Origin of the sequence: Streptomyces sp. NPDC032198, from assembly GCF_040636975.1 — a bacterium.
Lineage (GTDB): Bacteria > Actinomycetota > Actinomycetes > Streptomycetales > Streptomycetaceae > Streptomyces.
Window position 1 is genome coordinate 88,595 of record NZ_JBEZVL010000021.1, and the last position, 12,804, is coordinate 101,398.

General features: G+C 70.2%; 13 protein-coding genes. 5 read left to right on the forward strand and 8 right to left on the reverse strand.

Translation table 11 applies throughout. The annotated features are described in order from the left end of the window. Nucleotides 1–113 precede the first annotated feature (113 nt). Entirely contained in the window at nt 114–698 is a 585-nt protein-coding gene (locus AB0E78_RS39380; RefSeq protein ID WP_361843745.1) for a DUF4255 domain-containing protein, read from the forward strand. Here the strand turns inward: AB0E78_RS39380 and AB0E78_RS39385 are convergent. Together AB0E78_RS39385 and AB0E78_RS39390 are read right to left on the reverse strand one after the other, a co-directional pair. Then, entirely contained in the window at nt 679–1,185 is a 507-nt protein-coding gene (locus AB0E78_RS39385; protein WP_361843747.1) for a carboxymuconolactone decarboxylase family protein, read from the reverse strand. The two genes, AB0E78_RS39380 and AB0E78_RS39385, sit on opposite strands and share 20 nt — an antisense overlap. 107 nt (nt 1,186–1,292) lie before the next feature. Next, nucleotides 1,293–1,487, reverse strand: coding sequence for a hypothetical protein (locus tag AB0E78_RS39390; protein ID WP_361843750.1), 195 nt, complete (start codon nt 1,485–1,487; stop codon nt 1,293–1,295). 193 nt (nt 1,488–1,680) lie between these two features. Between AB0E78_RS39390 and AB0E78_RS39395 the strand changes: the two genes are divergently transcribed. Further along, the gene (locus AB0E78_RS39395) at nt 1,681–2,523 is read left to right on the forward strand and encodes a DUF1206 domain-containing protein (RefSeq protein ID WP_361843752.1); all 843 of its coding nucleotides are present in this window, start codon (nt 1,681–1,683) and stop codon (nt 2,521–2,523) included. Nucleotides 2,524–2,545: 22 nt separating this feature from the next. Here AB0E78_RS39395 and AB0E78_RS39400 read toward each other — a convergent pair whose 3' ends face one another. Both AB0E78_RS39400 and AB0E78_RS39405 read right to left on the reverse strand, forming a co-directional pair. Continuing rightward, a complete protein-coding gene (locus AB0E78_RS39400; protein WP_361843755.1) occupies nt 2,546–4,117 on the reverse strand; it encodes a diacylglycerol kinase family protein in 1,572 nt (523 codons plus the stop codon). 156 nt (nt 4,118–4,273) lie between these two features. Continuing rightward, on the reverse strand, nt 4,274–4,918 hold the full coding sequence (locus AB0E78_RS39405) for a hypothetical protein (protein WP_361843757.1): 645 nt from the start codon (nt 4,916–4,918) through the stop codon (nt 4,274–4,276). A gap of 309 nt (nt 4,919–5,227) precedes the next feature. Here AB0E78_RS39405 and abc-f point away from each other — a divergent pair, with 309 nt between their 5' ends. From abc-f to AB0E78_RS39420, 3 genes are all read left to right on the forward strand, one after another. After that, nucleotides 5,228–6,862, forward strand: coding sequence for a ribosomal protection-like ABC-F family protein (abc-f, locus tag AB0E78_RS39410; protein ID WP_361843759.1), 1,635 nt, complete (start codon nt 5,228–5,230; stop codon nt 6,860–6,862). 78 nt (nt 6,863–6,940) lie between these two features. After that, nucleotides 6,941–8,641: an ABC-F family ATP-binding cassette domain-containing protein gene (locus AB0E78_RS39415; protein ID WP_361843762.1), complete on the forward strand. Its 1,701-nt coding sequence runs from the start codon at nt 6,941–6,943 to the stop codon at nt 8,639–8,641. Between the two features lie 72 nt (nt 8,642–8,713). Further along, nucleotides 8,714–9,274, forward strand: a complete 561-nt coding sequence (locus AB0E78_RS39420; protein ID WP_361843765.1) for a CGNR zinc finger domain-containing protein — start codon at nt 8,714–8,716, stop codon at nt 9,272–9,274. Here AB0E78_RS39420 and AB0E78_RS39425 read toward each other — a convergent pair. The 4 genes from AB0E78_RS39425 to AB0E78_RS39440 form a co-directional block, all read right to left on the reverse strand. Further along, nucleotides 9,232–9,504: a hypothetical protein gene (locus AB0E78_RS39425; RefSeq protein WP_361843768.1), complete on the reverse strand. Its 273-nt coding sequence runs from the start codon at nt 9,502–9,504 to the stop codon at nt 9,232–9,234. The genes AB0E78_RS39420 and AB0E78_RS39425 overlap by 43 nt on opposite strands. A 124-nt stretch (nt 9,505–9,628) precedes the next feature. Continuing rightward, the gene (locus tag AB0E78_RS39430; RefSeq protein WP_361843769.1) at nt 9,629–10,489 is read right to left on the reverse strand and encodes a carbohydrate ABC transporter permease; all 861 of its coding nucleotides are present in this window, start codon (nt 10,487–10,489) and stop codon (nt 9,629–9,631) included. Next, on the reverse strand, nt 10,486–11,439 hold the full coding sequence (locus tag AB0E78_RS39435; RefSeq protein ID WP_361843772.1) for a sugar ABC transporter permease: 954 nt from the start codon (nt 11,437–11,439) through the stop codon (nt 10,486–10,488). Before AB0E78_RS39435 ends, AB0E78_RS39430 begins: the two co-directional genes overlap by 4 nt. Beyond that, a complete protein-coding gene (locus tag AB0E78_RS39440) occupies nt 11,436–12,689 on the reverse strand; it encodes a sugar ABC transporter substrate-binding protein (RefSeq protein WP_361843774.1) in 1,254 nt (417 codons plus the stop codon). Before AB0E78_RS39440 ends, AB0E78_RS39435 begins: the two co-directional genes overlap by 4 nt. Nucleotides 12,690–12,804 lie beyond the last annotated feature (115 nt).

A 12,804-nucleotide genomic window follows, 5' to 3' on the forward strand; every position in this document is an offset into this window, starting at 1 on the left:
CTGCCCCGTCGTCATCCCTGTCGTGCCTGCGTTCCGGTCGGCGCGGGGCGCACGATCGATGCCAGGGCCGCGACCGGGCGGCACGGAAGCGAACGGCACGTGGGAGCCTGCGAGTGATCCATGAGGTGGACGAGGTCCTCAAGAAGCTCATCAGCGGCGGGGCACTGGCCGGATCCGGTATCGACGTGTCCTTCGACGTGCCCACCCGGGACTGGGCGGCCCGGCGCAACGCACCCGTGGTCAACGCCTACTTGTACGACATCCGGGAGGACGTGTCGCTGCGCCGGCGCGGCCGCACCGGGCTGCGCGACGAGCGGGACGTCGTCGTACGCCGCCGCCGTCCCCCGCGGTGGTTCCGGCTCGCCTATCTGGTGACGGCCTGGACGAAGACTCCGCAGGACGAACACCGGCTGCTGTCCGCCGTCCTGGCGACGATGCTGCCGCACGAACTGCTGCCCGCCCAGCAACTCCCGGGCCCGCGCGGTCCGTCAGGAGGCGGCAGGGCAGAGGCGGTTGCCCGGAGGGGCGGGCGGTGGTGTCCGCCGGAACGCTCTGGGCGCTCTGGGGCGCTCTGGGCGACGCGTACGCCCGTGGCGTCCTCACGCGCGAAAGCCGCCCGGGCCCCGCTTTGCGTGCGGGACCCGGACGGCTGGGTTGGGTCAGTACTGGCGCATAGGGTCAGTTCCAGGGGTCGGTGAACGACCGGCCGGGCACCGGCTTGGCGATGAGCGCCACGGCGATGAAGAAGTTGACCTGGCCGATGGCGAACATGAGTGTGGCGAGGGCTTGGGGCTCATAGACCTCGGCCGCCTGGGCGTACAGCTCGTCGGACACCCGCTCCCCGTCCCCGGACGGCGTGAGCACGGCCTCCACGAGCGCCAGCGCGGCCCGCTCGGCAACGGTGAAGTACGGCGAGTCCTGCCAGGACGCCACCGACGTGATGCGCTCCTCCGACTCCCCCGCCTTGCGCAGGAAGCCCGTGTGCAGAACGGTCAGATAGGTGCTGCCGACGATCTGCCCGGCCCGCAGCTGGATCAGGCTGATCGTGGAGCGCGGTATCGAGCCGTTGCCGGTGACCTTGAACAGCGCCGCCGAAACCGCCGCCAGCTCGGGGACGAGCGCAGCGGGGTCCTCGGCCATCCGCGGGGCCATCGGAACCTCGGCCGTGATCAAACGTGCTTCCATCACTGTCTCCTCAGGGCAAGTGTGTATCGCTTTCACTGCCCTGACGGATGGCGACGAAGGAATGTGACCGCTGGACGCCAAAACGCGGCGCGATGCCTGCGCGGCTTCTACAGCCCCAGGTCGAGGGCCAGGCACGAGTAGTACTTCCATGAGCCCTCGGGGTTGTACGAACCGTTGTCCCCGCCGCTCCGCCCGGCCTTCACCTCTTCGGTCATGTCCTCGAAGACGACGCGCTCGGGAAGTCGGCCGTAGCGCTCGTGCCGCGCCGCCGTGGCGGCATCACCGGTGAGTTCCTTCTTCATGGCCGATCTCCACTTCGTCGATCGTGCGCGTGGACGGCGAATCCCATCGAACTTCGCCGCCACTCGTAGCGGCTCTCAGCCTGTACCCAGAGTCCGTCACCCGTCAAGGCGGTGACGACCCCTCCCACGGGCTCGGGGGTCCTGACACGATCCCGACAGGCGTCGATTCCTCCGCTGGGGGCACTGGGTGTAAATGATTAGAGGAACGGCAGCGGCACGTGGGCGCGGTCAGGCAAGACGCGCGGCGAACAGTACGGCGGTCGCGGCGGGAGCCCGTGCGGGCTTCGTCGCCCGCGGGATCATCTACATCCTGATCGGCGCTCTCTCGCTACGGATCGCCTTCTCGGACGGCGGCGGCAAGCAGGCGGACAGGGGTGGAGCCGTCGCCGAGATCGCCGGAAAGCCCTTCGGTGAGGCTCTGCTCTGGCTGCTCGGCATAGCCCTGGTGGGCATGGCCCTGTGGCGGCTGTCCGAGGCGGCGTTCGGTCAGGCCGGGCCCGACGGCCGGAAGGCGAACAAGCGGGCGATGGCCGCGGGCCGTTCCGTCTTCTACGGCTTCGTCGCGTACTCCGTGCTGTCCTACGCGGCCGGAGACAAGAGCAGCGGCAGCGGCAGCTCGGACAAGAGCTCCCGGGACGTCACGGCGAAGGTCCTGGACTGGCCGGCAGGCCAGTGGGTCGTCGCCATCGCCGGTGCCGTGGTGGCCGGGGCCGGTGTGTATATCGCCGTCAGGGCCATCCGCCGCAAGTTTAAGAAGCACCTGAAGATGTCCCAGATGTCAGCGCGGACCCGTCAGGTGGTCACCTTCCTCGGGGTGTTCGGCGGTGTGGCCCGTGGCGTCGTCTTCGCCGTCGCGGGAGGCTTCGCCGTCACCGCGGCCGTCCAGCACAAGCCCGGCAAGGCCAAGGGCATGGACGACACGCTGCGCTCCTTCACCGAGACTCCTGTCGGCCCGTGGCTGCTGGTGCTCATCGCGGTCGGCCTCGTGGCCTTCGGGGTGTTCTCCTGGGCCAACGCGCGCTGGCGCAAGGTCTGACGCCCCAGCGCGATCCGGCGCCTCAGTGCAGCCACTGGTCCTGGTCGGCGGGGCGGTACAGCGTGACCGCCTTCGGGAGCTTGTCGAGGACCAGGTGGCGGTACGCGGCGTCGGTCACCTCTCCGTCGTAGGCGAAGTGCGGTTCGCCCTCCAGGATCTGCAGGTCGAGACGGCGTGCCTGAGCGGTCCTCAGGACGCGGGAGTTGTGCAGGGTCCCGGTCAGCACGGCGAGCAGGAGTCTCGTACGGGCCAGGGGGGTGCCGGCCTCCACGACGCGGATGTCGAGGAAGCCGTCGTCGAGCTGAGTGCGGTACGTCGGGGCGAAACCGGCCGGGTGGTAGATGCCGTTGCCCGCGAAGAGCAGCCAGATGCTGCGGGCCCGGCCGTTGATCACCACGGAGAGCGGGCTGCCGGTGGCCAGGATCTTGGCCAGGCCCACGGCCAGCGCGGGCCACTTGCCGATGCGCTTCTCCAGGCGTTCCCGGGCGTGGACGAGTTCGGAGTACACCCCGATGCTGAAGGTGTTGACGAAGAGCTGCTGGTCACCTCCGGTCCCGGCGCTGGCCGTCGCTCCACCCGGCCAGCCGCTGGGGGTACCCGCCTCGGCCTGGGCGTCGCGGCCCGCGGGGGACGACGCGCGGCCCACGTCGGCGGTGACCGCGTCGCCGGCCTGGATCGCGCGGGCGACATCCTCCATGGTCTGGTTCCCCAGGTCCACAGCGAAATGGTTGAACGTCCCGCCGGGGAAGACAGCGAGGGGGACCCGGTGGCGGGCGGCCGTCGCCGTCCCCGCGTTGATCGTGCCGTCGCCGCCGCACACGCCGAGCGCCCCGCCGTCCGCGACGGCCCGCAGCGCTGCCCCGTCGAGTAGCGCCAACAGGTCGTCACCCGGCTCGAATGCGGTGATCGTGGCCTCGGGGAGCAACGTGCGCAGGGTTTCGACGGTGTCCTTGGTCCAGCCGATGCCGGACGAGGGATTGACCACCAGGTGCAGGCCGTTGCCGTCCTTGAGGGCGGGTGCCGGCCTGCGCGGAGGAGCCGCGGCGGCTGCGGCCTCCGGCTTCACCGGCCACCAGCGGCAGGTGAGCAGCGCCGCGCCCATCCCGACCATCACCCCGGCCGCCACGCGACCCCGGTGGTCCAGTCCCTCGCGGCCGCGCACGTAGGCAAGGCCCGCGGCGAACGGCAGCACGGCAAGGCCGGAGCGGGGCGACTCCAGGACGACTCCGGTGACGAAGGCGGCGGCCGACGCCAGGGAACTCGACGGCAGGGACGCCGTGTTCGGCCGGGGAAAGACTCGGGGGAACGCGTCCCGCACCGGGCGCGCGCTGCGGGCGGCCGGCTTGGCGAGGGCGTGATTCACCGCCGCGACGATCGCGACGGAACCCGCTCCACGCAGCGCGGCTCTGCGGGCACTCCTGTCACCCGACATCGCAAGGACCGCCGCGGTACCCAGCCAGACCCCGTCGTGCCCGGCGACCTTGCGCAGCAAGGATGCGACGGCACTCCCCCGCACGGAACGGGACATGGCGAGGGGTGCGGTCGGCCGGTTCCCCAGCCTCGGTATCGCCCACAGCCGTTCAGGTCGCCTCATACGCTCGCCACATCCCTGCACCTAGTGAGCCCCTGCGCGCGACCGAGCCGGACCACAGCGCTGCCTCACCTTACCGGCGCGAGCAGGTACCGATCCGGGCCCGGGGCGGCGAAAGACCACCGCATGGATACCGCCTTCGTGGGCGCGCCGCGACGTTCAAGGTCGCTCCGGGCTCAGCGCCACGGTGGTGGTGATCCGCGTGAGGCTCGGCGTCCTCGGCGCCGAGCCGAACCCGAAGCGGACGGGTGGTGTGACGGGCGCGATCGGGCCGAGGTCCGCCCCGTCGAAGGAGGCGGAGACGGTACGCAGAGGATGCAGGTCCAACGCTCCGTACCACTCCGTGCGGCCTCCACCCGCACTGCCGCGGGTCTGCACTCCGCTCATCAGCACGCGGGCCGGCCAGTCCGTCAGAGCACTCCACGCCGGTCGGCGGGCGATCCCGTCGGGGACGGCGCAAAGGGCCAGGCCCAGCCATCCTCGCCGGCCGACGGTGAAGCACAGGCTGAGCGGGTCCGCCGTGACGGTCCAGGTGTCGTCGCGTACGTCCACTTCGACCGGGACGACTCGCACGGCGTCGAAGGTGTAGGTGCCGCTGATGAAGTCCGCTGTTTCCTGCGAGGGGGCAAGGAGCAGCCGTTCCCCGTCCGCGTCCTCCACCATCACGTCGCTGAACGGTCCGAAGGGCGTCCGCTGCCAGTGGCCGAGGACGATGCGTGTCCCGCCGGCGGTCCCCATTCCTGCGATCCAGCCGTCGAACCGCATCCGAGGCCGTCGCGAGGTGCGGCTGTGGGGCCGGTTCATCTGCCCGCTCCTGTTCGTCGGTCGTGCGGTCTCCTGCCAAGAGTGGATCAGGTGCGCCGCGGTGGAGGCCCTCGCACCACGCCGGTCGTGCGGGAGACACCTGTTACGCTGCGAGAGACCTGGACCGTATGGATCAAGGAGTCGCAGACGTGGTGGGTGAAGACGACATCTCCGGATGAGATCCGGATGTGACCGGCCATCGGACGGCGCCGCAAGGGCGCTGCTGCCGTGGCCCTCTTCGTCGTACCCCCTCTCCCCCGCTGCTCAGGGCAGAGTTCTGTCTGCCCTCACTTCTTCGAGGTCACCTCCATGTCCGACGCCGCCATTCTCTGCACGAACCTCTCCTTCGCCTGGCCCGACGACACCCCGGTCTTCCATGACCTCTCCTTCACGGTGGCCACCGGCCGTACCGGTCTGGTCGCGCCCAACGGCTCCGGCAAGAGCACCCTTCTCAAGCTGATCGCCGGCGAACTCACGCCCGCCACCGGCTCGTTGTCGGTCAGCGGCACGCTCGGCTACCTCCCGCAGAGCCTTCCCCTGACCGGCGATCTCTCGGTCGCCGAGGTGCTCGGCGTCGCCGCGGTGATCCGCGCGCTCGACGCCGTCGAGTCCGGTGACGTGAGCGAGGAGCACTTCGCCACCATCGGCGACGACTGGGACATCGAGGAGCGCACCCGCGCCCAGCTCGACCGTCTCGGCCTGTCCGGCCTCGCCCTGGACCGCAGCCTGGACACGCTCAGCGGCGGCCAGGTCGTCTCCCTCGGGCTCGCCGCGCAGTTGCTCAGGCGTCCCGACGTGCTGCTGCTCGACGAGCCGACCAACAACCTCGACGCGGAGGCCCGGCACCAGCTCTACGACGTCCTTTCGGACTTCAGCGGCTGCCTGCTGCTGGTCAGCCACGACCGCGCGCTGCTCGACCGCATGGAACGCATCGCCGAGCTCGGCAGCGACGAACTGCGCTCCTACGGCGGCAACTTCAGCGAGTACGAGGAAGCCGTGCGCGCCGAGCAGGAGGTCGCCGAGAAGAACATCCGCAACGCCGAGCAGGAACTGAAGCGCGAGAAGCGCGAGTTGCAGCAGGCCCGCGAACGCGCCGAACGCAGGCAGAGCAATGCCGCCCGCAACCTCAAGAGCGCCGGTCTGCCCCGCATCTTCGCCGGAAACATGAAGCGCGGCGCACAGGAATCAGCGGGCAGGTCGGGCCAGATGCACGCGACCCGGGTCAGCGACGCCAAGGCCCGGCTCGACGAGGCAGGACGCGCGCTGCGCGAGGAACAGCGCATCACCCTTGAGCTGCCCGACACGCAGGTGCCCGCCGGACGCAACCTCTTCCTCGGGGAGGGGATGCAGGTCCGTCACACCGGCCGGGCCGTGTTCGCCGACGGCGGTGTCGACCTGACCGTCCGCGGACCCGAGCGCATCGCCCTGACCGGGCCCAACGGCGCGGGCAAGACCACCCTGCTGCGTCTGATCACCGGCGACCTCGCTCCGGACGAGGGGGAGATCAAGCGCAACGACGGCCGGATCGCCTATCTCTCGCAGCGCCTCGACCTGCTGGACCTGGAGCGCACCGTGGCGGAGAACTTCGCCGTGTTCGCCCCCGAGCGGCCCGAGGCGGAGCGGATGAACCTGCTCGCGCGCTTCCTCTTCCGGGGCCCGCGCGCGCACCTGCCCGTGGGGGTGCTCTCCGGCGGCGAGCGGCTGCGCGCCACCCTGGCCTGCGTACTGTGCGCCGAACCGGCACCGCATCTGCTCCTGCTCGACGAGCCGACCAACAACCTCGACCTGGTCAGCGCGGGCCAGCTGGAGAGCGCCCTCAACTCCTACCAGGGCGCCTTCGTGGTGATCAGTCACGACGAGCGCTTCCTCGCCGACATCGGGGTGAACCGCTGGCTGCGGCTGGCCGAGGGGACGCTCAAGGAGACCGGGGCACCCGAGGTGTGAGCCGCCGGTGCGTGAAGTGGCCCGCGCCGAGGCCGTGCGCCCGGCGGGCCGACCACCGACCACATCGGACGGATTCCTGTGCCCCAACTCCACCCCCGACACCAACCCCGGAGCCAGGTCCAGTCGGCTCTGGTCGCCCATGACCTCGTACGCAACCTCGGCGGCCGACGTGTCCTGGACGGTGTCTCCCTGACCGCCTCCCCCGGTCACCGCATCGGTCTGATCGGGGAGAACGGCGTCGGCAAGTCCACCCTGTTGCGGGTCCTTGCCGGTGTGGACGAACCCGACGTGGGAAGCGTCTCGCGCCCGGGTGACCTCGGGTTTCTGCACCAGGAGATGCCTTACGACACTGGTTCGACCATCGCCGCTGTCCTGGACGAGGCGCTGCGCGAGGCCCGGGAAGACCTCGCGGAGCTCGAAAGGCTCAGCGAGGAACTCGCCCGCGTCCCCGACGACGCCCCTGGCCACCAGGACCTCCTCGACGCCTACGGCAGGCGTCTCGAACTGGCCCAGGACCGCGAGTCCTGGGACGCCGACCGCCGCGCGGCACTTGTCCTCGGCGGCCTCGGCCTGGGCACCCTCGGGCACGACCGTAGGCTCGGCTCGCTGTCCGGCGGGCAGCGCGGCCGGCTCGCCCTGGCCGCGCTGCTCGTCCGGCGGCCGTCGGCACTCCTCCTCGACGAGCCCACCAACCACCTCGACGACGACGCTGCCGCCTTCCTCGAACAGCAGCTCCGCGATCTGCCGGGAACCGTGGTGGCCGCGAGCCACGACCGGGCGTTCCTCGACGCCGTCTGCACCGACCTCGTCGACCTCGACCCGGCGGTGGAAGGACCGGTCCGGCACGGAGGCAACTACAGCGCCTACCTGAGCCACAAGCGCGCCGAGCGGGAGCGCTGGGAGCGGCGGTACGTCGAGGAGCAGGAGGAGCTGGCGGAACTGCGCCGCTCGGCGGGCGTGACCGCACACCGGGTCGCGCCGGACCGGGGACCGCGCGACAACGAGAAGATGGGCTACGGCCACCGGGCGGGCCGGGTGCAGAGCCAGATCTCCCGCCGGGTCCGCAACGCCGCGCGGCGCCTCGATGAGCTGGAGCGCGCCCAGGTCGCACAGCCGCCGCACCCCCTGCGGTTCGCGGCGGGAGCGCTGGCCGCCGAGGCGGACGAAAGCCCGCAGCCCCTGGTCTCGCTGCGCGACGTACGGGTGCCGGGGCGGCTCGCGCTGGAGCACCTGGAGGTGTCGGCGACGGACCGGCTGCTGGTCACGGGCGGCAACGGAACGGGCAAGTCGACGCTGCTCGCCGTACTCACCGGCCATCTCACCGCCGAGGGCGAGGTACGCAGACGGCGCGGCCTGACGGTGGGGCTGCTCGCCCAGGACACCGTGTTCGACCGGCCCGACCGCACGGCCCAGGACACCTACGAGCTGACGCTGGGCCCGGTGCGGGCCGATGAGGTGCCGCTGAGATCGCTCGGCCTGCTGCACACGGAGGACCTGCAGAAGCCTGTCGGCAGGCTGTCGGTAGGGCAGCGGCGGCGGCTCGCGCTGGCACTGCTGGTGGCCCGGCCACCCCACCTGCTGCTGCTCGACGAACCCACCAACCATCTCTCCCCGCGCCTGTGCGACGAACTGGAGGAGGCGCTGGGTGCCGGTCCCGGCGCGATCGTCGTCGCGAGCCACGACCGCTGGCTCCGCCGACGGTGGCAGGGCCGCGAGATACGGCTCGGGGGCGGAAGCGGACAGTCGGAGGGCACTGTGGCGAGCCGTTCCCGCTCCTGACCCGGGCGCCTGCGCACGGGCGGGCAGTGCCGATGATTGTGTTCCGTAACAGTCACCTGCCAGGATGGTGATGTGAACCTCGACCATGTATTCGTCTGCGGACACCCGGCCCTCGACTTCGCGGCCACACTCCGTGCGCGCCGCTCCTCCCGGTTCGAGGTGCTCGTGACGCCGGAGCGGCTGAATGCCTGGTATCTGGAGTCCGGCCTCGTGGACGCGATCACCCCCGGTGACGAGGAGGACGTCCGGGAGGCGAGGACCGTGCGCGAGGCCGTCTACCGGCTCCTCACCAAACGCCGCCTCGGCGAGGAGTTCGACGGAGACGCGCTCGCCGTGCTCAACGGCGCGGCGCGCGAGACCCCCGTGACGCCACAACTCACCGTGGCCGGGCGGCACAACGAGGCGACCCCCGGCCAGGCCCTGGCGACCGTCGCCCGGCAGGCCGTCGAGCTGCTCAGCGGCCCGGACGTGCCGCTGCTGAAGGAGTGCGGCAACCCGGAGTGCACGCGGGTCTACATCGACCGCTCCCGCGGCATGCGGCGCCAGTGGTGCGGCATGGAGTCCTGCGGCAACAAGCTCAAGGCCGCCGCCTACCGCGCACGGAAGAAGACCGCCCCCGCCGTGACCGCGTAGCCCCGTTCGAAGTCGGCCGACCGCCCGCGGCTGCGCCGTGTGTTCGACAACATCGGCACCTGGGTCACCTTGGCCATCGTCCTGACCTTGCTCATCTTCGCCGCGGTGAACCTCTCCGCCGGTATCCAGGCCACCCGGGACCACTTCGCCAAGCGGGCGCCGGTCGAGCCGGACACGATCCGCGCCTCACGTTCGTACGCGGGCCACGGTCCGAAGCTCGTCTTCGACAAGCTCAGCAACACCTGGTGGGGCCCGGGGATCGCGCAGTCGAGCCAGGGCGAGTGGATCGAAGTGGGCTTCACCCTGGACCCGGCAACGGGCCCCCAGCGCCGGTCCTTTCGGGTCGGGGCGGGGTCAGTCGTCGATGCCCGACCGCTCCACCCCCGCCACGATCCACCGCTGGAAGAACAGGAACACCACGAGCAGCGGCACGATCGACACGGCAGCCGCGATGAAGAGTTCGTGCAGCCTGATCACCTGGGACGTGGTGAACGACGACAGGGCCACCTGCACCGTCCACGCGTTCCGGTCCTGGCCGATGACCAGCGGCCACAGGAACGAGTTCCACGCGCCGATGAAGACGATCGTGCCCACTGCCGCGAAGACCGGCCGGGAGTTGGGCACGACCACCCGCCAGTACGTACGCCAGTAGCCGAGCCCGTCGACGCGCGCCGCGTCCTCCAGCTCCCGTGGAAAACCGAGGAAGTACTGCCGGAAGACGAAGCACGCGAAGGCGGAGAACAGGGTCGGCACGATCAGGCCGCGCAGCGTCGACACCCAGCCGAGCGACGAGACCAGGACGAAGCTGGGCACGAAGGTGACCGAGGCCGGGACCATCAGCGTGCCGAGGATCGCGTAGAACACCTTGTTCGCGTGGCGGTACGGAATGCGGGCCAGACCGTAGCCGGCCAGCGAGGCAAGCAGCAGCGTGCCCAGCGTCGTCGCGACCGCGATGAGCGAGGAGTTGAGCAGGGAGCGCGCGAACGGTACCGATGTGTCGTCGAAGAGTTCCTTGACATTCCCCCAGCGCAGCGAGGAGGGGAAGAAGGTCCACTCGGGCGAGGTGATGTCGCTCTCGGCCGAGAGCCCGTTGCGTACGAGGAGGTAGAAGGGGATCAGGAACAGGAGCGCGAGCGCGATCAGGAGCGAAAGCCGCAGCGCGCGGCCCGCTCTGACCCTGGAGTCGTCCCGCCCGGCCCTCGGATGCTCGCTCATTCCGCGTCCTTCCTGCCGAGCCCGAACCACTTCGCCTGACCCACCGTCACCACCGCGATGATCAGCGCGAGGAGGACGGCGCCAGCGCTGCCCAGACCGAGGTTCTGCCCCTGGCCCAGCGCCGTGTAGTAGAGGTAGACGAGCGGGGGCCTGGCGTAGGGCGGGTAGCCGCGGGAATCCGAGAGCAGGTTGTAGAACTCGTCGAACGCCTGGAACGCGTTGATGACGAGCAGCAGCACCACCGCCACGGACGTGGCGCGCAACTGCGGGAACGTGATGTGCCGGAAGACCTGCCAGCCGGGCCGCGCCCCGTCCACCGCCGCCGCCTCGTAGAGGGTGGGGCTGATGCGCTGGAGTCCGGCGAGGAAGAGCACCATGTAGAAGCCTGCCTGGAGCCAGAGCCGCACGGTGACGATGACGGCCCAGTACCAGGGCGGGTCGGTGGTCGAGAGCCAGGCGATCTGATCGCCGCCGAACCAGCCGAGGACGGTGTTGGCGAGCCCGAACCGCACCCCGTTGAAGATCGACATCTTCCAGATGAGCGCGGCCACGACGTAGGAACAGGCCGCGGGCAGGAAGAAGACCGAGCGGAAGAACGCCTGGGCGCGGCGCTGCCGGTGGACCATGAGGGCGAGCGCGAGGGAGAGCGCGTACGTCGCCGGCACGATGAAGAGCGAGAAGACGAAGAAGGTCCACAGACTGTCGGTGAACGCCTCGTTCCGCAGCATCGCCGTGTAGTTGCCGAAGCCTACGAAGTCGTCCGGGGTGACGGTGTTGTGGGCGTCGAAGAAGCTGAGGTAGACGCTCCAGCCGAGCGGGATGTACGTGAAGACGCCCAGGCCGAGCAGGAAGGGCCCGACGAACACCCAGAACCAGAGGGTGCGGTTCTGGGTCCCCCACACCTTCCTGCGCCCCGTTCCCTGTTGTTCGCGAGGGGCTGTCGTGGTCACGACTTCTTCTTCACCCGGCCGAGCTCGGCGGACACCTTCCGCACGACTTTCTTGAGCTCGTCGTCGGGGCTCGCGCCGTCCTTGATGATGCGGCTCAGGGCGTCCTGGTAGGCGCTTCTGCTGGCCGGGGTCCAGAGGAGCGGTTCGGCACGGCCGTGGTCGGTGGTGTAGCGGACGGCGTCGGCCGCGGCGCCCTTCCTGAGCTTCTCCGCCTTCTTCGCCAGGGACATGCGGGCCGGGATGTGGAATCCGTACCCGAGGGCGAAGTCCTCCTGGCGGTCGGTGCTGTCGATCCACAGCCACTTGAGGAAGTCCTTGCCGGCCTTCTGGTGCTTGCTGCGGGTACTGACGGCGGCGGCGTACGCGCCGACCGGCACCGCGGGCCTGCCCTCGGCCCCGTCCTTCGGGAACGGCAGGACGCCGAAGTCGTCGCCGAGTTCCTTCTGCACCGAGGGCAGCGCCCACAGGCCCGACCACTGCATGGCGGTCAGCCCCTGGACGAACGCCGACGGATCGGACCAGTCGGCGGGCGCACCCAGGAGCAGCGACTTGTCGGCGTACAACTGGTGGATCTTGCCGAGGGCGCGGGCGGCGGCCGGATCGTCGAAGCCGACCTTGCCGTCGGTGGTGACGAGTTCGAGGCCGGCCGCGTACAGGGGCATGCCGCCCAGGACGCCGGCGCCTCCGTCGTTGCCCAGGAACAGGCCCTTCGTCTTCTTCGAGGTGAGCTTCTTCGCGGCGTCCACGAGCTCGTCCAGCGTCTGCGGCGGCCGGACACCGGCATCGGAGAGCAGGCTCTTGCGGTAGTAGAGCATCTGCATGTCGACGACCTGAGGGATGCCCCAGATCCTGCCCTCGTACGTCTTCGGGGCAAGGACGGCCGGATTGAAGTCGTCCTTGACCCCGTCGAACAGCTCGGTGAGGTCGGCGACCTGCTTGCCCTGGATCTGGTCGAGACTCGGCCCGTTCACCTCGAAGACATCGGGTCCAGAGGCGGTGAGGAGCGCGGCGGCGGTCTGCTCATCGTAATTACCGGGGCGCCACTGGACGTTGACGTCCGCCTTCTTGTAGGCGGCGGCGTACTTCTTCACGGCCTGCTCGGTGCCCTGCTCGCCGTACTGGTGGTACCACTGCGACAACTTGGGCCCATCGCCTGAACCACCGTCGTCGCGGCCGGTGTTGGAGCCACACGCACTCAGCAGCCCCACTGCCGCGCCGGCCCCGAGCAGCCCCCTGCGGCTGATGGTCATTGGTCGTCCCCCTGTTCGGTCTATGCCTGCTTCCCACGGCCCAACGATCAACCATGCAGGCGGATTACGACAGGGGGACTACGGCCGTGTGTCGGCTGATCCGGGCGGCGGCAAG